This window comes from Stutzerimonas stutzeri SDM-LAC, from assembly GCF_000235745.1.
Classification (GTDB): Bacteria; Pseudomonadota; Gammaproteobacteria; order Pseudomonadales; family Pseudomonadaceae; genus Stutzerimonas; species Stutzerimonas stutzeri_H.
Genome location: NZ_AGSX01000187.1, coordinates 1 through 21,195, shown reverse-complemented (window position 1 = coordinate 21,195; position 21,195 = coordinate 1). Strand labels below are relative to the sequence as shown.

General features: G+C 57.8%; 22 protein-coding genes and 1 tRNA gene. 4 read left to right on the top strand and 19 right to left on the bottom strand.

The genetic code is table 11. The features are described from left to right. Positions 1-28: 28 nt before the first annotated feature. The 17 genes from nadA to aspS all read right to left on the bottom strand — a co-directional run bounded on the left by nadA (position 29) and on the right by aspS (position 15,125). Positions 29-1,087: a quinolinate synthase NadA gene (nadA, locus tag PSTU_RS0118680; RefSeq protein ID WP_019342543.1), complete on the bottom strand. Its 1,059-nt coding sequence runs from the start codon at positions 1,085-1,087 to the stop codon at positions 29-31. Between the two features lie 237 nt (positions 1,088-1,324). Continuing rightward, entirely contained in the window at positions 1,325-2,821 is a 1,497-nt protein-coding gene (locus PSTU_RS0118675; protein WP_019342542.1) for an acetyl-CoA hydrolase/transferase family protein, read from the bottom strand. A 197-nt stretch (positions 2,822-3,018) separates the two neighbouring features. Continuing rightward, positions 3,019-3,094: transfer RNA gene (locus tag PSTU_RS0118670), tRNA-Lys, on the bottom strand. A 52-nt stretch (positions 3,095-3,146) separates the two neighbouring features. Beyond that, on the bottom strand, positions 3,147-3,821 hold the full coding sequence (gene queC, locus PSTU_RS0118665) for a 7-cyano-7-deazaguanine synthase QueC (protein ID WP_019342541.1): 675 nt from the start codon (positions 3,819-3,821) through the stop codon (positions 3,147-3,149). A 56-nt stretch (positions 3,822-3,877) separates the two neighbouring features. Continuing rightward, entirely contained in the window at positions 3,878-4,525 is a 648-nt protein-coding gene (gene queE, locus PSTU_RS0118660; protein ID WP_019342540.1) for a 7-carboxy-7-deazaguanine synthase QueE, read from the bottom strand. 113 nt (positions 4,526-4,638) lie between these two features. Then, positions 4,639-5,466, bottom strand: a complete 828-nt coding sequence (gene ybgF, locus PSTU_RS0118655) for a tol-pal system protein YbgF (protein ID WP_019342539.1) — start codon at positions 5,464-5,466, stop codon at positions 4,639-4,641. 6 nt (positions 5,467-5,472) lie between these two features. After that, the gene (gene pal, locus PSTU_RS0118650) at positions 5,473-5,976 is read right to left on the bottom strand and encodes a peptidoglycan-associated lipoprotein Pal (RefSeq protein WP_019342538.1); all 504 of its coding nucleotides are present in this window, start codon (positions 5,974-5,976) and stop codon (positions 5,473-5,475) included. Positions 5,977-6,024: 48 nt separating this feature from the next. After that, the gene (gene tolB, locus PSTU_RS0118645; protein ID WP_019342537.1) at positions 6,025-7,323 is read right to left on the bottom strand and encodes a Tol-Pal system beta propeller repeat protein TolB; all 1,299 of its coding nucleotides are present in this window, start codon (positions 7,321-7,323) and stop codon (positions 6,025-6,027) included. Beyond that, positions 7,320-8,330 (bottom strand): cell envelope integrity protein TolA, encoded by a 1,011-nt coding sequence (gene tolA / locus PSTU_RS0118640; RefSeq protein WP_029404870.1) that lies wholly within the window; start codon positions 8,328-8,330, stop codon positions 7,320-7,322. Before tolA ends, tolB begins: the two co-directional genes overlap by 4 nt. Further along, positions 8,327-8,779: a protein TolR gene (gene tolR, locus PSTU_RS0118635; RefSeq protein WP_019342535.1), complete on the bottom strand. Its 453-nt coding sequence runs from the start codon at positions 8,777-8,779 to the stop codon at positions 8,327-8,329. The genes tolA and tolR overlap by 4 nt, the downstream gene beginning before the upstream one ends. 12 nt (positions 8,780-8,791) lie before the next feature. After that, a complete protein-coding gene (gene tolQ / locus PSTU_RS0118630; protein ID WP_019342534.1) occupies positions 8,792-9,484 on the bottom strand; it encodes a protein TolQ in 693 nt (230 codons plus the stop codon). A 2-nt stretch (positions 9,485-9,486) separates the two neighbouring features. Beyond that, a complete protein-coding gene (ybgC, locus tag PSTU_RS0118625; protein ID WP_019342533.1) occupies positions 9,487-9,930 on the bottom strand; it encodes a tol-pal system-associated acyl-CoA thioesterase in 444 nt (147 codons plus the stop codon). A gap of 51 nt (positions 9,931-9,981) precedes the next feature. Then, positions 9,982-11,034, bottom strand: coding sequence for a Holliday junction branch migration DNA helicase RuvB (gene ruvB, locus PSTU_RS0118620; RefSeq protein WP_019342532.1), 1,053 nt, complete (start codon positions 11,032-11,034; stop codon positions 9,982-9,984). Positions 11,035-11,169: 135 nt separating this feature from the next. Beyond that, the gene (gene ruvA, locus PSTU_RS0118615; protein WP_019342531.1) at positions 11,170-11,775 is read right to left on the bottom strand and encodes a Holliday junction branch migration protein RuvA; all 606 of its coding nucleotides are present in this window, start codon (positions 11,773-11,775) and stop codon (positions 11,170-11,172) included. A gap of 80 nt (positions 11,776-11,855) precedes the next feature. Further along, complete coding sequence (ruvC, locus tag PSTU_RS0118610) at positions 11,856-12,380, bottom strand: crossover junction endodeoxyribonuclease RuvC (protein WP_019342530.1); 525 nt, start codon at positions 12,378-12,380, stop codon at positions 11,856-11,858. A 147-nt stretch (positions 12,381-12,527) separates the two neighbouring features. Continuing rightward, positions 12,528-13,274, bottom strand: a complete 747-nt coding sequence (locus PSTU_RS0118605) for a YebC/PmpR family DNA-binding transcriptional regulator (protein ID WP_019342529.1) — start codon at positions 13,272-13,274, stop codon at positions 12,528-12,530. A 75-nt stretch (positions 13,275-13,349) separates the two neighbouring features. Beyond that, positions 13,350-15,125, bottom strand: coding sequence for an aspartate--tRNA ligase (gene aspS, locus PSTU_RS0118600; protein WP_019342528.1), 1,776 nt, complete (start codon positions 15,123-15,125; stop codon positions 13,350-13,352). Positions 15,126-15,498: 373 nt separating this feature from the next. Between aspS and PSTU_RS0118595 the strand changes: the two genes are divergently transcribed. Next, positions 15,499-15,969: a Dps family protein gene (locus PSTU_RS0118595; RefSeq protein WP_019342527.1), complete on the top strand. Its 471-nt coding sequence runs from the start codon at positions 15,499-15,501 to the stop codon at positions 15,967-15,969. A 294-nt stretch (positions 15,970-16,263) separates the two neighbouring features. Further along, complete coding sequence (locus PSTU_RS22200; RefSeq protein WP_019342526.1) at positions 16,264-16,893, top strand: cold-shock protein; 630 nt, start codon at positions 16,264-16,266, stop codon at positions 16,891-16,893. 63 nt (positions 16,894-16,956) lie between these two features. Here PSTU_RS22200 and PSTU_RS0118585 read toward each other — a convergent pair whose 3' ends face one another. Continuing rightward, the gene (locus PSTU_RS0118585; protein WP_019342525.1) at positions 16,957-17,163 is read right to left on the bottom strand and encodes a SlyX family protein; all 207 of its coding nucleotides are present in this window, start codon (positions 17,161-17,163) and stop codon (positions 16,957-16,959) included. Beyond that, positions 17,163-17,591, bottom strand: coding sequence for an HIT family protein (locus tag PSTU_RS0118580; RefSeq protein WP_019342524.1), 429 nt, complete (start codon positions 17,589-17,591; stop codon positions 17,163-17,165). The genes PSTU_RS0118585 and PSTU_RS0118580 overlap by 1 nt, the downstream gene beginning before the upstream one ends. 453 nt (positions 17,592-18,044) lie before the next feature. On the opposite strand from PSTU_RS0118580, the gene PSTU_RS0118575 reads away from it, so the two are divergent. Together PSTU_RS0118575 and PSTU_RS0118570 are read left to right on the top strand one after the other, a co-directional pair. Further along, the gene (locus PSTU_RS0118575; protein ID WP_019342523.1) at positions 18,045-19,322 is read left to right on the top strand and encodes an OprD family porin; all 1,278 of its coding nucleotides are present in this window, start codon (positions 18,045-18,047) and stop codon (positions 19,320-19,322) included. 164 nt (positions 19,323-19,486) lie between these two features. Beyond that, positions 19,487-21,195: proline--tRNA ligase (locus PSTU_RS0118570; RefSeq protein ID WP_029404869.1), on the top strand; the 1,709-nt coding region annotated here is incomplete at its 3' end.

The following is a 21,195-nucleotide window of genomic DNA, read 5'->3' as shown; positions in this document are numbered from 1 at the left end:
CTTGCAACCACCAGCACCCTTTGACGCGTCAGGCGTTGCCGGCCTGCCGGAGGCGCGCCGCCTGGGTAAATTCCAGCATGCGCTTGAGCGGCTTGACCGCGCGCGGAATCAATGCCGGGTCCACCTTGATCTCATCGCTGCCAGTGCGCAGGCATTCCAGCGTACGCTCGAGTGTGTTCATCGCCATCCACGGGCAATGAGCGCAACTCCGGCAGGTAGCCCCGCTGCCAGCTGTCGGCGCCTCGACAAATTGTTTGTCCGGGCAAAGCTGCTGCATTTTGTAGAAGATCCCGCGGTCAGTCGCAACGATGAACATCGGGTTCGTCAGGGTCTGCGCTGCTTTGATCAACTGGCTCGTCGAACCGACTGCGTCAGCAAGCGCGATCACCGATTCGGGTGACTCGGGATGAACCAGCACAGCCGCATCGGGGTATAGCGCTTTCATGTCCCCCAGCTGCTTTGACTTGAACTCTTCATGAACGATGCAGGCACCATCCCACAACAGCATGTCCGCGCCGGTCTCACGCTGCACATAGTTTCCGAGGTGCTTGTCGGGTGCCCAGATGATCTTTTCACCGTTGTCCATCAGGCTCTCGACGATTTCCAGGGCGCAACTGGAAGTAACGACCCAATCGGCACGCGCCTTCACCGCGGCAGATGTGTTGGCGTAAACCACGACGGTGCGCTCGGGATGCTGGTCGCAGAACGCCGAGAACTCCTCGACAGGACAACCCAGATCCAAGGAACAAGTAGCCTCCAGCGTCGGCATCAGAACCCGCTTCTCCGGATTGAGGATCTTCGCCGTTTCACCCATGAACTTGACGCCTGCGACGACTACGGTTTGCGCGCTATGTTCGTTGCCGAATCTCGCCATCTCCAGGGAGTCCGAAACGCAACCGCCGGTTTCCTCCGCCAATGACTGAATCACCGGATCGGTATAGTAGTGCGCAACCAGTACCGCGTTTTGCCGCTTCAACTCGGCGGCGATATCGCTGCGCAACTGTGCTTCCTGCTCAGCCGTCAGCGGCTTGGGCTGCTTGGCCGCCAGGTGAGCCTGCACAAGAATACGTTCGGGTATTTGCGTCATGTTCGCTGGTTCCTGCAAGCACGGCGGCGTACGAGTCGCCGATTATAGCCATCGAGGCCGAGAATACGGGCGTAGCGAAAGGAGAGGTGAAGCGAGGAAGACCGAGCATTTCACCCCTGCTGTTACCAAGGGGGCGAAATACTAGCCGAAGCGTTCAGAAAAGTGAAAGCGGACGGGAAACACCAAATTACTGCGCTGAACTGAAAAGCCCGCCGACTTGCATCGGCGGGCTCCGCATCACTTGCCTTTGAGCATATGACCGCGTTCTTCGAGATTGGTGTGCCAATCCATTGCCTCGTGCAGCAGGTGTGGCGTCTGCCCACCCTTCTTGCAAGCTGCGTCAAAGTAAGCGTTCAACGCATCGCGGTAAGACGGATGCACGCAGTTGTCGATAATTACGCGCGCACGCTCCCTCGGCGCCAGACCGCGAAGATCGGCCAGGCCCTGCTCGGTCACCAGGATCTCGACGTCATGCTCGGTGTGGTCAACGTGGGCGACCATCGGAACGACGCTAGAAATACTGCCGCCCTTGGCAATGGACTTGGTGACAAAGATCGCCATGTTTGCGTTTCGTGCGAAGTCGCCCGAGCCGCCGATCCCGTTCATCATCTTGGTGCCGCCGACATGTGTCGAGTTGACGTTGCCGTAGATATCGAATTCCAGCGCCGTGTTGATGCCGACGATACCGAGACGACGCACCAGCTCAGGATGGTTGGAGATTTCCTGAGGGCGCAGAATCAGCTTGTCCTTGTATTTTTCCAGGTTGCCGAACACGCGATCGTTGCAGCGCTCGGAGAGCGTGATGGAACAACCGGAGGCGAACTTCATCTTCCCTGCATCGATCAACTCGAAGGTGCAGTCCTGCAGCACTTCGGAATACATAACGAGATCTTCGAACGGTGAATCGATCAAACCGCAGACCACGGCGTTGGCGATGTTACCGATACCGACCTGCATCGGGCCAAGGTTCTTCGGCAGCCGCCCGGCCTCGACTTCCGTCTTGAAGAACTCAACCAGATGGTTGGCGATAGCCTGGGTATCTTCGTCCGCCGGGGTAACAGTCGAATAGGAGTCTGGCTGTTCCGTGATAACGATTGCTGCGATTTTCGCCGGATCGACCGGAATGGCCGGCGTACCAATACGATCATCCACCTTGGTCAGCGGGATCGGGCCACGATTCGGACGGTCACCCGGGAAATAGATGTCGTGCAAGCCTTCAAGGTTGGGGTTGTGTGCCAGGTTCAGCTCGACAATGATCTTGTCAGCAAAGACCGCCAGGTTGGCAGAGTTGCCAACCGAGGTGGTCGGAACGATATGACCCTGCTCCGTAATGCACACCGCCTCGATGATAGTCACATCAGGCCGCTTGATCTGGTGGTTACGCATCTGCTCGACGGTATGCGACAGGTGCTGGTCGATGAACATGACCTCGCCCTGATTGATCGCCTTGCGCAGTGTAGCGTCCGCCTGAAAGGGAACACGGCGGGCCAGAAGACCAGCTTCGGCCATCTTTCCGTCAAGATCGTTACCCAGGCTCGCGCCAGTAATGAGGCTGATCTTCAGCTTTTCATCCTTTGCGCGGTCGACCAGTGCTAGCGGTACGGCCTTGGCTTCACCCGCTCGGGTGAACCCGCTCATGCCGATGGTCATGCCATCGTTAATTAGGGTAGCGGCCTCTCGGGCGCTCATGACCTTGCACTGCAGGGAGGACAAGCGGATGCGATCAGAATACATGTGAGCCTCAAACCAACGGAACAATCGGAAGGCAGCAGTCTATTACGTTTATTTACCCGCGGGTCACAGACCAAGGTCGTAGTGAAAAACGCCAGTTATAACCACAAGAACTAGGCGCCCAAAACAAACGCAACGGACAGACATAAAAAAACCGGATGGCCTTTCGGCCTCCGGTTTTTTCGCCCCCGAAGGGAATTTGGTGGGTCGTGTGGGATTCGAACCTACGACCAATTGGTTAAAAGCCAACTGCTCTACCAACTGAGCTAACGACCCGATGCGGAGCGCATGATACTGATTTGATTGAGTAAATCAAGTTTTTTTTGGATCACGTGTAGCGGGTGGGATCAGCGACACCTGCCTCATCGAAACCAGCTGCCCGCAAACGGCAACTGTCACACTTGCCACATGCGCGCCCATCTTCGTCCGCCTGGTAGCAAGAAACGGTCATGCTGTAGTCGACACCCAACCGCACGCCAGCCTGGACAATCTCACCCTTGCTTAGGTTCTGCAGCGGGGCGCGAATGGAAAACCTGCGCCCTTCTACACCCGCCTTGGTGGCTAGATTGGCCAGCCGCTCGAAGGCTTCGATAAACGCCGGACGACAATCTGGATAGCCTGAGTAGTCGACCGCATTCACACCAATGAAGATATCCTGCGCATCCAGCACCTCAGCCCAACCCAATGCCAGGGACAGGAACAAGGTGTTGCGTGCCGGCACGTACGTCACCGGTATCCCTTCGCCCAACGTCTCAGGCACGGCGATGCGGCTATCGGTCAATGCCGACCCGCCGACCCCGTTGAGGCTCATACCGATAACCTTGTGCTCCACTACACCCAACTGTTGAGCGACCCACTCCGCAGCCTGCAGCTCTGCGCGATGGCGTTGGCCATAATCGAAACTCATGCTATAGCAGGCATAGCCGTCAGCCTTGGCCATCGCAACCACGGTGGCCGAATCGAGCCCGCCAGACAGCAGGATTACCGCTTTCTTGCCAGTCATCACGAATACCTGTCGAATTTTGCTGCGACACCTGAGCGGCAGCGACTCACGGCCGGTCAGTGCCCGGGCGCATCGTTCCAGAGAATCTTGTGCAGCTGCAGCTGCAGCCGCACCGGAAGGTTATCGCTGACGATCCAGTCAGCCAACGTACGTGCGTTCAATTGCCCGTGACTGGGTGAAAACAGCACCTCGCCTGCCCGCGCATCCAACCTGTACTCGATCAGCTTGGACACCGCCCAATCGTAGTCTTCACGTGAGCAGAGCACGAATTTGACCTGATCATTTTGCGTCAGATGACCGATATTCTCGTAGCGGTTACGCGCCATTTCCGCCGAATCCGGTGTTTTCAGATCCACGACCCGACTCACCCACACATCAGTCATTGATATATCCAGCGCACCGCTAGTTTCCAGCGACACTTCGTAGCCAGCATCACATAGACGCTCCAGCAACGGGATACAGTTCGGCTGAGCCACCGGCTCACCGCCGGTAACACAGACGTAACGGGGGTGATACGCGGCAATGCGGGCCACGATGACATCGAGCGGGATGACCTCTCCGCTATGGAAGGCGTAGGCGGTGTCGCAGTATTGACAGCGCAACGGGCAGCCTGTCAGACGAACGAATACGGTGGGCAATCCGCTGGTACGCGTCTCCCCCTGTAGCGAGTAGAAAATTTCGGAAATTCGCAAGGTATGTTGCATAGCACCACGGGCGTGACAGCTAAACAGGCCATCCGCCTCCGTTGCGGAAAGGGGGTGCGATTCTAACGAAAAACCCGCCGGAGGGGCGGGTTTGACATGGAGCAAGGCAAGTCCTATCGATTCAACTGACGCTGAGCCAACTGCGCCGCCGAGCTGTTCGGGTAATCGGCTATAACTTGACGAAGAATGCCGTTGGCCTTGTCACGATTACCCAAACGCAACTCGACATCAGCGAGCTTGTACAGCGAATCGGGAACCTTGTTGTGCTGGGGGTATGCCTGGCTGACCTTGGCGAACGCCTGTCCAGCACCCTGCATATCACCCTTGGCGAGATTCACTTCTCCCAACCAATACTGGGCGTTACCGGCATAGGGACTGCTCGGATACTTGCGTAGAAAAGCAGCGAAGGCCTGGCTGGCCTTATCGAAGTCCTTTGCCTTAATAAGGTCAAACGCGGCGTCGTAATAAAGCTTTTCCTTTTCAGGGTCAGCTGATTGGTTGCCTGCCATTTGCGGCGCCGAGGCACCCGCCGGCGGCTGCACAGGCCCGTTGGCATCGATGGCACCAGCGGGTGACGAATTCTGACTAGTCGATCCGCCCGACGAGGCGCTCGACAAGCGACGATCTAGATCTTGATAACGCTCCAGCCCTTCTTGCTTCAGGCGCTGGATCTCATTCTGTTGCACTTCCAACATCCCGCGCAGTTGCGCGATCTCTTCCTGCATTTGCTGCAACTGCACGAAGAGCATACCCTGCGCCGAAGACGGAGCTGATGCTCCACCTCCGGCATAGGCACCGCCAGTATCCGACCCAGCGGCGTAACCTGACTCCGCCGCGCCACCTTGGGCCTGCGAGTCATATTCCACAACTGGCACCTGAGCCGCCGCAACAAGCGGAAGCCCGAGCGTAAGAAGCGTCAGAGCATAACGGTGCTTGAGCATGGCTTATTACTTACGCAGTTCAACGCGACGGTTCTGAGCCCAGGACTGCTCGTCGTTGCCCATGGCAACCGGACGCTCTTCACCGTAGGAAACCAGCTCCAGCTGCGCAGGCGATACGCCCTGCAGAACCAGGTAACGCTGGACAGCCTTGGAACGACGCTCGCCCAGGGCCATGTTGTACTCGCGAGTACCACGCTCGTCGGTGTGGCCTTCCAGAACAACGCGGTTACCAGCGGACTTCAGATCCTTGGCATGGACGTCCAGGGCGCGCATGGCTTCCGGCTTCAGGTCCGAGCTGTCGTATTCGAAGTAGAAAGTGGTGATAGCGCGCAGAGCAGCTTCTTCGCTCATGCTGCCGTCAACGGAGCCACTGTCGGCACCGTAACCGGCGTTCGGATCAATGGCAGTGGAGCCTTCGCCCGAGTCGTCGCCGCCCTTGGACGAACAACCAACGGCTACGGCCATAGCCAGAGCCAGCGCAGCGAACTTACCGAATTTCAGCATTTCCATGTGTAACAACCCCAGGTGTGTTTTGGTTAGTAAAGCGTTGATACCGCATCAGTTCAGGTAAGGGGACCACGATGGCTCACGGACTTCGCCTTGAGCAGTAGGAAGCGGGAGCCTAACTCGACCATTGATTGATACGAGCATCAAGACTCCCCGGCCCTGCTGGCGGGTCGCGTAGATTAGCATGGTGCCATTAGGTGCAACAGTGGGCGACTCATCTAAACTTGTCTCGGAAAGTATGCGCAAACTACCACGCTGCAGGTCCTGCGCTGCGACCTTGAAGTTAGTGTAGCCCTCCTGACGGTGAATCATGACCAGCGTCTTTTCGTCTGCCGACAGCTTCGGGTTGGCGTTGTAGTTGCCCACAAAGGTCACGCGCTCGGCGCTATTGGTCCCTAGGCGTTGCTTGTAGATCTGCGGCTTGCCGGCACGGTCTGAGGTGAAATAGATGGTCCGCCCATCAGCGCCCCAGAAAGGCTCCGTGTCGATTGCGTAATGGTTGGTAAGACGCTGTAGCTGACGCGAGCTGAGATCCATCACATAGATCTCCGGATTGCCGTCCTTCGACAGTACAAATGCTAGGCGATTGCCATCCGGCGAAAATGCCGGCGCACCGTTCAACCCTTCAAAATTAGTGATCTGCTCGCGGCGACCGGTATCGATGTGTTGCATGAAGATGCGCGGACGCTTCTGCTCGAACGAGACGTAGGCAATACGGCGACCGTCCGGCGAATAGCGCGGCGACAGGATTGGCTCGCGGGACTGCAGCAACGTTACTGCGCGAGCACCGTCATAGTCGGAGCGCTGCAGGGTATAGCGCGTATTCGCGCCGCCAAGCCGCTCGACCGTGACATACAGAAGGCGAGTCGAGAACGCGCCTTTGATGCCAGTAAGTTTTTCAAATGCCTGATCGGAGGCATAGTGCGCCATGTCACGCAGTTGGTCCTGAGAACCGCCGACAGTGCCGGTCAGTACCTGCTGCTCGGTAGTTACGTTGTACACCTCGTAGCGGATCTGCAGCTTGCCGGCGCCCGGCGTGATGTTACCGACCATGACGTACTGGGCGCCCAGCGCCTTCCAGTCACGAAAGATGATTTCAGTGCCGCGGGTGGGCAGGCTGATCATGTTCTGCTTGGGAATAGGCTGGAACATGCCCGAATTGCGCATGTCATTGCCGATTATCTCGGCCATGTCTTCAGGCAGCACGGTTCCACCCTGCCAGCCAAACGGAACTACTGCGATCGGCGTGGCGCGGTCAGTGCCGCTGGTAACGACAAGCGGATCGGCCGCATGTACAACGCCGGCAAGCAGGAATAGCCCGAACACGACAAAGCGAATCAAAATTCTCACAGATCCAAATCCTCAGGTTTAAATATCATCCGCCGTTGTCGGTACAGCTGATCAAATGTGGCACGATCCATATCTTGCATTTCGGGGATTCTGCCAACGTTTCGTACAGCTGCAACTGCAGATCTGTCGAAGGCATTATCCCCGCTAGAACGTGTGACGCTCGCGTTGGTAATGGTGCCATCCGGCAACATCTGGATCGTAACCTCCACAGTCATGCCATTGCGTGCGGACGGCGGCCTTCTCCATTGCTGGCTGACCAGGCTGACTATCAGATCATCATAATTACCAGACGTCTGGTCGCCCTGGGTGTCAGCCAGCGCCTGCTGTCGCTCCGTATCATCGGACAACAGCTCGGCCAGTGCTTGTGCCTTCTTGTCTTCGACGGCCTTGCGAGCGGCCTCAGCGGCAGCCTTCTTCTTCGCCTCCTCAGCAGTCTTCTTCTTGGCTGCCTCAGCAGCCGCTTTTTTCTTCGCGTCCTCGGCAGCTTTCTTTTTCGCCGCTTCAGCTGCTGCCTTCTTCTTCGCCTCCTCAGCGGCTTTTTTCTTCTGTGCTTCTTCGGCCGCTTTCTTCTTGGCGATCTCGGCCTGCTTCCGTTGCTCGGCCTTCTTTACTTCTTCAGCTTTTTTGGCCTCAGCGACCTTCTTCGCAGCATCCGCCTTCGCTGCCTCGGCCTTTCGAGCCTCATCAGCCTTTTTTTGTTCCGCAGCTTTTGCCGCCGCCTGTTTTTGCTGTTCGACCTTGCGCTGTTCCAGCTGCTCGGCTTCATACTGCTTTGCAGCAGTCTTCTGCGCTTCGCCAGCGATTTTCTGGTTCGTCTGCACCTTTGCCTGGCTCTGCGACTTGAGCTGATACAGGGTGGCCTGAACGATAGGTTTGGACGGCGGCAGTTCCGGCGTCATGGCGAAACTGACGAACAGCGTGCCAAAAATGATGACATGCAGGCCCACCGCCAGAATGGTGGGCCAATAGAGGCTCTCAGAGCGCGAACGATCCGACCGCTGCATCAAGGCGCCTCGGTGATCAGGCCGACATTACCCACGCCCGCCTCCTGCAAGCCACCCATGGCCGCCATTACCGAACCGTAATCCACAGCTTTGTCGCCTCGAACGAAGACCTGGATCTGCTTACCCTGACTTCGGTTCTGATTCATGATCGCGGTGACCGCCTTGGTCATTTCCTCGAGCGTCAGTGCCTTGTCCTGGACGGTATCAGTGTCGACCTCGCTGCCAATATTCCAGTAATAGGTCTTGTCGGCCGTTATCGAGATTGTCAGGACCCGCGAGTCATTATCCTGAGGCAGCACTTCGCTGCTCACTTTCGGCAAGTCCACTTTCACGCCTTGGTTAAGCATCGGGGCGGTCACCATGAAGATCACCAGCAGTACCAACATCACGTCGATGTACGGCACTACGTTCATCTCGGCGACAGGCTTGCGTCTGTTGCGAATTCTTGCCATGGCCTATGGGCCTCAATCTTCGGAGGTGTGAACTTTGCGATGGAGAATCGCCTGGAACTCATCGGCAAAGGTGTAATACCGGCCGATGAGCATCTCGCCACGCGCCGCGAAGCGGTTATAGGCAATGACCGCTGGAATCGCTGCAAAAAGACCGATCGCCGTGGCAATTAATGCTTCGGCAATGCCCGGCGCCACGGTCGCCAGCGTGGCTTGCTGAACCTGCGCCAACCCGCGAAAGGAGTTCATGATGCCCCATACAGTACCGAACAGGCCGATGTAGGGACTGGTGGAACCCACTGTTGCCAGGAACGGCAGGCCTTGTTCGAGTTTTTCTTCCTCGCGCGAGATGGCGACTCGCATCGCGCGATTCACACCATCCATCACCGCGTCCGGATCGACGCCTTGCTGCTGGCGCAGGCGGGAGAATTCCTTGAAACCGGCACGAAAAATCTGCTCGACCCCCGAGTCCGGATCCGGATTGCTTCCGGCCTGACGGTAAAGTTTGGACAGATCGATACCCGACCAGAACCGTTCCTCGAAAGCGTCCAGCGAACGCTTGGCGGCTCGGATCATATTGCCGCGCTGAAAAATCAAGATCCATGAGGTCACCGAGGCGGCCACTAGAATCAGCATCACCAACTGAACCACAAAGCTGGCGTTGCTGATCAGGCTCCACATGGACATATGATCGACGTTGGATTCCACGCTTACTCTCCTGCTGGGGGTAGACCCGACCTGACGAAAGCGGCACGCAGCAGCTCGGGAATAGGACGGGGTTTCAAACTCTCGGTGCGCACACAGGCCACCACGAACTGCCCCTCGCAGAGCAGTACATCATCGTCAGCTCGCCGCACCTGCTGTTTGAAACGCAGGCTCGCACGCTTCACTTCGACCACTTCGGCAGTTACCAGCAGCTCGTCGTCCAGACGCGCCGGCGCGTGATAACGCGCTTCACTCGAATGCACGACGAAAAGCAGGTCTTCACCGACCAGCTGTGACTGGGCAAAACCCAGGCTACGCAGCCGCTCGGTACGGGCCCGCTCCATGAACTTCAGGTAGTTGACGTAATAAACGATGCCACCCGCGTCGGTATCTTCGTAATACACGCGACAACGGTGGGAGAACAATTGAGCTTGTGATTCCGCGCGCATACTAGTGCTAGGCCCTGCAATTGCCAATCGGGTACAACAAAGAAATTTTTGTCACTCTGTGTCGCCACTGAACAGGTCGGGAGTGGGTGTATCGCCCAAGCGTTTTGGCAGGTTCAAACCGAAGTGCAGGTAGGCGTGACGCGTAACAACGCGCCCCCTTGGGGTGCGCATGATGTAGCCCTGCTGGATCAGATAAGGCTCAAGCACATCCTCGATGGTGTGACGCTCTTCGCTGATGGCAGCCGCCAGGCTGTCGATGCCAACCGGACCACCATCGAACTTCTCGATCAGCGTAAGCAGCAGCCGGCGATCCTGATGGTCGAGGCCACGTTCGTCGACATCGAGCATGTTCAGCGCGAGGTCCGCGGTGCTGCGGCTGATCTCGCCATTCCCACGCACTTCGGCGAAGTCGCGCACCCGGCGGAGCAGGCGATTGGCAATACGCGGCGTACCTCGGGCACGACGAGCAATTTCAACCGCCCCTTCCGCCTCGATAGGTAGGCCGAGAATCCCGGCTGATCGAGTGACAATCGTTGCCAGGTCAGCTGTCGAGTAAAACTCGAGACGCTGAACGATACCGAAACGGTCGCGCAGTGGATTGGTCAGCATGCCGGCCCGCGTCGTCGCACCAACCAAGGTAAACGGTGGCAGGTCGAGCTTGATCGAACGCGCCGCAGGCCCCTCGCCGATCATGATGTCGAGCTGAAAATCCTCCATCGCGGGATAAAGCACTTCCTCCACGATTGGCGACAGCCGATGGATCTCGTCGACGAACAGCACATCGCCTTCTTCCAGGTTAGTCAGCAGCGCCGCAAGATCTCCCGGCCGCTCGAGCACTGGGCCCGAGGTGCTTTTGATCGAAACGCCCATTTCCTGCGCGATGATATTGGCCAACGTGGTCTTGCCCAGGCCTGGCGGACCAAAGATCAGCGTGTGGTCCAGCGATTCTTTGCGTCCACGCGCCGCGCGAATGAAAAGGTCCATCTGCTCGCGCACGACCGGCTGACCAATATATTCCGCCAGACTCAGCGGGCGGATGGCGCGATCGAACTGTTCTTCGCGGTCACGACCGGTAGCGGTGATGAGGCGGTCAGCTTCGATCATGAGCGCCCACCTTCAACCGACTCCGCTCCAGGTATATCCGTCATGAGGCGCAACGCCAGCGCACCAGCTGAGCAAAGCACGGACGGACAAAGCCGCTTCGCGACCAACGCCGTCGCAAACATTTGAGAGCGCACGCTAGACCATTCCCTTCAATGCACGGCGGATCAGGTCTTCACTGCTCAAGTTTTCTTCCTGTACGGCTGATACGGCCCGGCTCGCCTCTTGCGGTTTGAAGCCAAGGGAGATCAATGCGCTGACTGCGTCATTCTCGGCGCTTGAGACTGCCACAGAGCCACGGGGTTCCACTACCAGCGTGGCGATTGACGGCATGGTCTCCCAGGCCTTGAAGCGATCCTTCAGTTCGACCAACAGGCGCTCGGCAGTCTTCTTGCCGACGCCCGGGATCTTGACCAGCACAGAGGTATCCTGCGCCTGGACGCAGCGCACCAGCTCATCCACCTCAAGGCCGGACATCAACGCAAGGGCGAGCTTCGGCCCGACGCCGTTGAGCCGAATCAGTTCCCGAAACAACTCACGGTCACGCTTTTCAGCAAAGCCATAAAGCAGATGCGCATCTTCACGTACAACCAGATGGGTGTGCAGCGTGACCGGCTCACCCACCAAAGGCAGTCGATACAGTGTGGTCATCGGCACCTCGAGCTCGTAGCCGATGCCATTGACGTCGAGAATCAGATGAGGCGGCTGTTTTTCCGCCAGGGTACCGCGCAAGCGTCCAATCACTGTGATACGTCCTCGTTCGATCGATACTCAACCGATCGGATTACTCAAACCTGCTCTCAGACATATGCCGAAGAGTTCAACTACAGCCGCAGGCGCCCGGCTCTTCGCTTAGCGCCGGCAAGGCCATGCGGAATCAGGCTCTGACGATGATGTGCATGGCACAAAGCAATTGCCAGAGCATCAGAGGCATCGATCTGCGGCTTCTGCGTCAATTTCAGCAGATGCATCACCATCATCTGTACCTGCTGCTTGTCCGCACCGCCGGTTCCGGCAATCGCCTGTTTGACCTGCGTGGCGGTGTATTCGGAGATGTCGAGCCCTTGCTCCGCAGCCGCCACGATTGCAGCCCCCCTCGCCTGGCCCAGCTTCAATGCGGAATCGGCGTTACGCGCCATGAACACCTGTTCAATGCCCATCGTCACGGGACCATGCAGGCGAATGACTTCGCTGACACCGCAGAACACCGCCTGCAAGCGTGACGAAAGCTCACCGCTACCCGTGCGAATGCAACCCGACGCGACATACTCGCAGGTGCGACCGTTATCTCGCACCACGCCGTAGCCGGTGATTCGTGAGCCCGGGTCTATACCCAGAATAAGCGTCATGCAGCCGCCGTACTGTCTATTTATCCAGTCGCTAGTATAAGGATGCCCCTTCCCCGCGGCCAGAGACATAACGAGACACCGGGCGCTCCTCGAAAAAAAACCGGAAGCACTTTTGGTGACTTCCGGCTCTTTGTCCATCGCAACGAGTCAGTCCAGCTGCTCCATGAGCTCATCCGGAATCTCGGCGTTATGGTAGACGTTCTGCACGTCGTCCAGATCCTCCAGCGCATCGATCAGACGCAGCACCTTCTGTGCAGTGTCCAGATCTGTCAGCGGCGCCGCGATCGACGGGATCATCGCGATGTCCGCTTCGTCACCTTTGAATCCCGCAGCAGCTAGCGCCTCGTTGACCGCGTGAAAATCCGTAAAGCTGGTAGACACCAGAGCCGAGCCGTCTTCGCCCATTTCCACATCGTCGGCGCCGGCCTCCAGCGCCGCTTCCATCAATGCGTCCTCTTCTACGCCCGCGGCAAAGCTGATCTGCCCCTTGCGATCGAACATATAGGCGACCGAACCATCCGTGCCGAGATTGCCGCCGTGCTTGCTGAAGGCATGACGCACTTCTGCGGCCGTACGGTTACGGTTGTCGGTCATGGCCTCGACGATGATGGCGACACCGCTAGGCGCGTAGCCTTCGTAGGTCAGCTCGACCACATTATCAGCGTCGTTAGTGCCTGCGCCGCGCGCAATGGCACGGTCAATCACGTCGCGCGACATATTTGCAACCAATGCTTTATCGACCGCCAAACGCAGTCGCGGATTGTCTGCTGGAATAGGCCCGCTCTTGGCGGCGACCGTCAGCTCGCGTATCAGCTTGGTAAAGATCTTGCCGCGCTTGGCGTCCTGACGCCCCTTGCGGTGCTTGATGTTGGCCCATTTGGAATGACCAGCCATTAACTGCCTCCCTTTCCGATCAACTTTTCATCTTGCTGAAACCAAGAGCCCAGGTTTCCCTGGGCTCTTGTGCCGTCATTCGGCTTTCGGCTGCTCGCGCAGGCGAATATGCAATTCACGCAATGCCTTGCCATCCACCGCACCCGGTGCCTGGGTCATGACGTCCGCGGCACTCTGGGTTTTCGGGAAGGCGATGACTTCACGAATCGATTGCGCGCCGGTCATCAGCATCACCAGACGATCGAGGCCGAACGCCAGCCCACCATGCGGCGGCGCGCCGAACTTGAGCGCATCGAGCAGGAAGCCAAACTTTTCGTCCTGCTCTGCCTCATCGATGCCCAGGATGCGGAATACCGTCTGCTGCATTTCCTTGCGGTGGATACGGATCGAACCGCCACCCAACTCGGTGCCGTTTAGCACCATGTCATAGGCACGCGACAGTGCACCCGCCGGGTTCGCCTCGAGCTCCTGCGGTGTGCACTTCGGCGCAGTGAAAGGATGATGCAGCGCGCTGAGCGAGCCGTCATCGTTCTCCTCGAACATCGGAAAGTCGACCACCCACATCGGCGCCCACTCACAGGTCAGCAGCTTCAGATCATGGCCAAGCTTGATGCGCAGTGCGCCCAGCGCCTCGGATACGATCTTGGCCTTGTCCGCGCCAAAGAAGACGATATCGCCGTCGACGGCGCCAACGCGATCAAGGATCACGTTGAGCTTGTCTTCCGGGATGTTCTTCACGATCGGGGACTGCAGACCCTCGACGCCTTTGGCGCGCTCGTTGACCTTGATATACGCCAGACCCTTGGCACCGTAGATACCGACAAACTTGGTGTAGTCATCAATCTGCTTGCGCGGCATGCTCGCCCCGCCCGGTACGCGCAGCGCGGCAACGCGGCATTTGGGGTCGTTCGCCGGGCCGCTGAACACCTTGAATTCGACCTGCTGCAGCTGATCGGCGACATCGACCAGTTCCATCGGAATGCGCAGGTCCGGCTTGTCGGAACCATAACGACGCATGGCCTCTTCGAACGGCATGTGAGGGAACTCGCCGAACTCGATGCCCAGCACTTCCTTGAACAGCTTGCGCACCATGCCTTCGGTGATTCCGATGATGTCGGACTCTTCGAGGAAGCTGGTTTCAATGTCGATCTGGGTGAATTCCGGCTGACGGTCTGCACGAAGGTCTTCGTCACGGAAGCACTTGGCGATCTGGTAGTAGCGGTCGAAACCCGCAACCATCAGCAACTGTTTGAACAGCTGCGGCGACTGAGGCAGCGCGAAGAAATTACCGGCATGGGTACGGCTAGGTACCAGATAGTCACGTGCACCTTCAGGCGTCGGACGCCCGAGAATCGGCGTTTCAACGTCGAGAAAGCCATTCTCATCGAGGTAGCCGCGGATGCTGGCAGTGATTTTCGAGCGCAGTTTGAGCTTCTCGGCCATCTCTGGCCGGCGCAGGTCAATGAAGCGATAACGCAGACGAGTTTCCTCGCCGACATCGCTGTATTCATTGAGCGGAAACGGTGGGGTTTCAGCTTCATTCAGGACTTCGAGTTCGTAGCCGAGCACCTCGATAGCGCCGGAAGCCATGTTCGGGTTGACCGCACCAGCCGGGCGCAGGCGCACCTTGCCGGTGATCTTGATCACATACTCGCTGCGCACCTTGTCTGCGGCGGCGAAGGTATCGGCGCGATCAGGATCGAATACGACCTGAGCCAGCCCCTCGCGGTCACGCACGTCGAGGAAGATCACCCCGCCGTGGTCACGGCGACGGTGAACCCAGCCGCAAAGAGTGATTTCCTGGCCGTCCAGGCTTTCGTTCAACTGGCCGCAATAGTGGCTGCGCATCATGGTGAGGTTCGCTTCTCGTATCTTGGAAATTCATTGGGTCGCTCGAATCGCGACTGTGCAGACGGCTACCTGGTGGCGTCCCGCCTGGAATATCGATAGTCGGTAATGGAAGGATCAAGCACCAGCACCGCAGCACTTCCCCGCACGGCAAAACGAGCCGCCCGACACAAGCGCGGGATTATATCCGCATAATCATTTCAACGCAGCCGGCTGCCGATAGGGACGAACAATCGATCCAATAAGCATCGTTTTTTGAACCGAAATCGTCATTGTGCCTTCCAAGCCATAAATCGCAGCTGCCAGCGCAGCACGCACCGAAGACACTCATTTTCTGGCATAGAATGTCAGCGAATTCACCAAACGGGAGAAAACCATGGAAATCGACATTGGTATTGCCGAACAGGATCGCGCCGCTATTGCGGACGGTTTGTCCCGCCTGCTGGCCGATACCTACACCTTGTATCTGAAGACCCACAACTTCCACTGGAACGTGACGGGCCCGATGTTCAACACACTGCACACGATGTTCGAGACCCAGTACACCGAACTTGCGCTGGCGGTGGATGACATTGCTGAGCGTATCCGCGCGCTGGGTTTTCCGGCTCCGGGCACTTACGCCGCCTATTCGAAGCTGTCGTCTATCAAGGAGCAAGAGGGCATCCCCGCTGCCGAGGAGATGATCAAACTGCTAGTTGAAGGCCAGGAAGCGGTAGTCCGCACTGCACGTGGCATTTTCCCGCTGCTGGAAAAGGTAAGCGACGAGCCCACCGCTGATCTGCTGACCCAACGCATGCAGATCCACGAGAAAACCGCCTGGATGCTGCGCAGCCTGCTGGCTGCCTGACCATCCGCCAGCGTATTCGCTTGCAATTGGGATAGCCGCACGTGCGGCTATCCCACCGGAACCCCTCCAGCGCAAACGAACCTGTAAGACTCGACCTGACCCGCCCCACGCCCCGCTCAATCGCGAACCTCAAGCACACCGAATTGAGCGACGTCACCCTTTGCTGTTAAATTCGCGCGCGCCGCAGGCAGGGCACTATCCAAATACGAGCGATCGCCTCACTTACGCTCAGCGTCTCCACTCGCCCTGAAGCCTGCCGCTTTCTGTCGTGCTATTTAACTGTGAGCCATAAGAATGCTTAAGATCCTTCATGTATTAACGGGCGTAGCCGCCTTGATATTATCGTTCGTCCCCAGCCTGACCGGCGCCATGCCACTACTGGTCCAACCTGCAGCGTTGTGCCTGCTGCTTCTGGGCCTGCTGAACGTGCAGTTCGCTGCCTCCGCCCAGCTGAACACCAGCGGTCATACCCGCCCACTATTGTTCGGCGCATCGGCACTGCTAGTTGCTGCAGCTGCCGTCCAGATTGTTGTCGTGTTGATTCCGGTCGCCAGCGTCGCAGGCCAGCCGGCAACCCTAGCCAGCCTAATGCTCGCGTTCATTGCCGTACTGCTGCAATTGGCAACAAGCCAAACGAAAACCAAAAACTCAGGTACACCGAACCGCAGCGCTGGTAAACCCCGCAAAGTGCAGCCCAGTCACGCTGCCGCTCCGGCCGCCGGGCGCGAGAAAGGCACCGTCAAGTGGTTCAATACTTCAAAGGGTTTCGGTTTCATTTCCCGTGACAGTGGCGACGATGTCTTTGTCCACTTCCGGGCGATTCGAGGCGAAGGGCACCGGGTACTTATCGAGGGCCAGCGCGTCGAATTTACCGTCATGATGCGCGACAAAGGCCTCCAGGCCGAAGACGTAGTCGCCGACTAGGCCAACCGCTGACTGCTGACGCAGGGCGCCAGCGCACTCTGCCGCTACCACGCCGCCGCCCTGTCAATAATGGGGCGGCGGCGCTTCGTCTCCCTCCCCCTCCATTCTGCTTTGCAGGTCTTCCTGTCGCCTGGCGAGCAAACCGAGCTGCGCCTGCAGCCGGTCGACTGTTCGCTGCTGTGCGACCAGCACATCGCTCAGCGTCTGAATGGTGTCATCCTGAAAAGCTAGACGCGCCTCTAAGTCGGTGATGCGTTGCTCCAACTCCATTACCTGCCCTCCTCGAATTGAAAGCCGTCGGCAAGGACAAGTTTCAGCTTCTGCCTGACAACGGCCAGTTGCGCTTCGTTATAAGGCCTGGCTGGCTGAAAGCCCCAGACCGGCGCCGGCCAGGCAGCGTCGTCCTGCCGCCGAGCGACCACATGCACATGCAATTGGCTCACGACGTTCCCCAGCGTTGCCAGGTTCATCTTGTCCGCGCCGAAGGTGTCCTTGAGTATCTCGGCAAGCATTGTCGCCTCTTGCCATAACAGTTGCTGGTCAGCCGGATCCAGTTGGAACAGCTCACTGACCTCCTCTCGACGAGGCACCAGGATGAACCATGGGTAATTGGCATCATTCATCAATAGCAACCGGCACAGCGGAAAATCACCCACCGCCAGCGTATCCCGCTCCAGGCGTGCATCGAGAACGAACATAACGGCCTCCAGTTCTTTATTGATATTGGCGGCAGCAAGCTGTGCCTGACCGATTGCCGCAGGATACTCCAGCGCTCGATGGGATCACCAACGCCGGCGCGCACCAACGCAGCGCAAGCGCGTTCGCATTCTGTCCCGCTTTAGCGCGATCGCCACCAGCCATCGACCCGAATCGTCGCGGAAATTCGATGATTGGATTTGTGCACAGTTATTGCTTTGATTAAAAAAAGCTGCACGAACAGGGGAAGAAAATCGGAAATAGCTGAGTTAAGCTTGCTCGCGCTAGTTTACCCAGCTACACAGTAATTCTCGGAATGCATTCCAAGGCTTGCTGCAGGTTTACGACCAGCTAGGCAGACATGGATTGAATTGAGCTTGAGAACCGAAAATAAAGATGCCTCTTTCCGGCGAACGCAGGAAAGCAAGCACCAATTTGAAACCAAAGGAGCAATCATGAAAGTGATGAAGTGGAGCGTTATCGCCATGGCCGTTGCGGCCGGCACATCGCAAATGGCGCTGGCGTCCAGCCAGTCGGAGTCGGAAGGCTTTGTGGAAGGCAGCAGCCTGACTATCTTCAACCGCAACCTGTATATGAACCGTGACTTCCGTGGCGAAGGTCAGAGCTATCGCGAAGCATGGGGCCATGGCTTCATCGGCACCTTCGAGTCCGGTTTCACTCAGGGCACCATTGGTGTGGGTGTCGACGCGATTGGCCTGCTGGGCGTAAAGCTTGACAGCGGTAAAGATCGTGCCTGGCCGGACATTTTCCCGAAAGACAGTGAAGGCAAGCCCCAGGATGATTACTCCGAGGCGGGCGTTGCAGTCAAATTCCGCGTTTCAGATACCGTTCTGAAATACGGCACACAGTTTGTGGCCCTGCCGGTGTTCTCCACTGATGATGCTCGACTGCTACCAGAAACCGCACGCGGTGGCTTGATCACCAGCAGCGAGATCGAAGGCCTTGAATTAAACGCCGGTCGTTTTACTGCACTGAGCGCGAAATCCGAAGCCGATCATGACTCTGTAGGCCTAGACGAGATCAACTTCGTCGGTGGCACATACGCGTTCAGCGACAGTCTGAGCACCTCGCTGTACTACTCGGATGTGAAAGACGCATTCGAAAAGATCTACGGCAACGCCAACTACAGCATGGGCCTAGGCGCCGACCAGTCGCTGGCCTTTGATTTCAACATTTACCAGACCGAGTACGAGTCGGAATTCACCGGTAACGGTAATGACGAAGACAACACAATCTGGAGCCTCGCAGCGACCTATTCTATGGGGGCGCATAGCTTTACCGCTGCATATCAAAAATCCCATGGCGGCTATTTTACTACCGACAGCGAGGGCAACCCGATTCAGGCCGGCTATGGTTACGGCATAGATGGCGGCGGCACCGTTTGGCTGGGCAACTCGGTTCAGTATTCCGATTTCTATAACAAGGACGAGCAGTCGTGGCAGGTCCGCTATGACCTCGATATGGCAGCCTATGGCGTATCCGGTCTGAGTTTCATGACCCGCTATGTTGCAGGTAGCAATATCGACATGCCGGTCGGTCCAGATGCCGAAGAGTCCGAATGGGATATCGAAGCCAAATACGTATTCCAGGAAGGCCCAGCCAAGGACCTATCGCTACGCGTTCGCCAGGCGTTCTATCAGGCCACCAACAACCTGGATCGCGACCTGAGCGACACCCGCCTGATCGTCGAGTACCCACTGAACATCCTGTAATACAGGCCCTTCAGTTGTAACTCGAGCTGAACAAGAAGCCCGGCACCCACCGGGCTTCTTCGGTTATGACGCAACCGTCCACGCTAACCATTCTGTACGTCAACCTGCACCCGCCGTACAATGCCGAGCCAAATTCTCCGCTCTGCAAGGACACAACGGCCCACATGCGCACCAGTCAGTTCCTGCTCTCGACCCTTAAAGAAACCCCTTCCGATGCGGTTGTCATCAGCCATCAGCTGATGCTGCGTGCCGGCATGATTCGTAAGCTGGCCTCGGGGCTCTATACCTGGATGCCGATGGGGTTGCGTGCATTGCGCAAGGCCGAAGCCATCGTTCGCGACGAGATGAACAAGGCCGGCGCACTGGAAGTACTGATGCCCGCCATCCAACCTGCCGAGCTGTGGCAGGAGTCCGGTCGTTGGGAGCAGTACGGTCCTGAACTGCTACGCCTGAAAGACCGCCATAATCGCGAGTTTTGCGTCGGCCCGACGCATGAAGAAGTCATCACCGATCTGGCGCGTAACGAGCTCAACAGCTACAAGCAGTTGCCGATCAACTTCTACCAGATCCAGACAAAATTCCGTGATGAGATTCGTCCACGCTTCGGATTGATGCGCGGGCGCGAGTTCACGATGAAGGACGCGTATTCGTTCCATGTGGATCAGGAATCGTTGCAACAAACCTACGACCGCATGCATCAGGCCTACTGCAACGTGTTCACTCGCCTGGGGCTGAATTTCCGCCCGGTTCAGGCCGACACCGGGTCCATCGGCGGCACCGGCTCACACGAGTTCCATGTCCTCGCCGAGTCCGGCGAAGACGATATCGCATTTAGTGACAGCTCCGACTACGCCGCGAACATCGAGAAAGCAGAGGCGATCCCGCGCGAAACCGAGCGCGCAGCCGCCAGCGAGGAGCTGCGACTGATCGACACGCCGAACTGCAAGACCATTGCCGCACTGGTCGAGCAGTTCCAGCTACCCATCGAGAAAACGATCAAGACGCTGGTCGTACGCGGCACAGAAAAAGGTCAACTGGTCGCACTGGTCGTCCGCGGTGATCACGAACTCAATGAGATCAAGGCGGCTAATCTGGCTCAGGTCGAGAGCCCGTTGGTATTCGCCACCGATGAAGAGATACGTACAGCCATCGGTGCAGGCCCCGGCTCACTGGGCCCGCTGAACTTGCCTATCGCCTGTGTAATCGATCGCTCGGTCGCCTTGATGAGTGATTTCGCTGCTGGGGCCAACCAGGACGACAAGCACTACTTCGGTATCAACTGGGAGCGCGACCTGCCGCTTCCGGAAGTATCCGATTTGCGCAACGTGGTCGCGGGTGATCCAAGCCCTGACGGTGTCGGCACGCTGGTCATCAAACGTGGCATCGAAGTTGGGCACATCTTCCAACTGGGCACCAAATACAGCGAGGCGATGAATTGCAGTGTGATGGGTGAAAACGGTAAGCCTGTCATTCTGACCATGGGTTGCTATGGCATCGGCGTGTCTCGTGTCGTCGCGGCCGCCATCGAGCAGAACTACGATGACCGCGGCATTCTCTGGCCGGACGCGCTCGCTCCGTTCCAGATTGCACTGGTCCCGATGAAGTATGAAAACCAGGCCGTCCGCGAGGCCACCGATAAGCTCTATGCGGAACTGACCGCGGCTGGCTACGACGTTCTGCTCGACGACCGTGACAAAAAGACCAGTCCAGGCGTCAAATTTGCCGATATGGAGTTGGTAGGCATACCGCATCGCATCGTTGTAGGCGACCGCGGGCTTGCCGATGGCACGCTGGAATACAAGCATCGACGTGATGCCGAGAGCCAGGCCATTGCTACCGCAGACATTCTCGAATTCATTAATTCCCGCGCCAG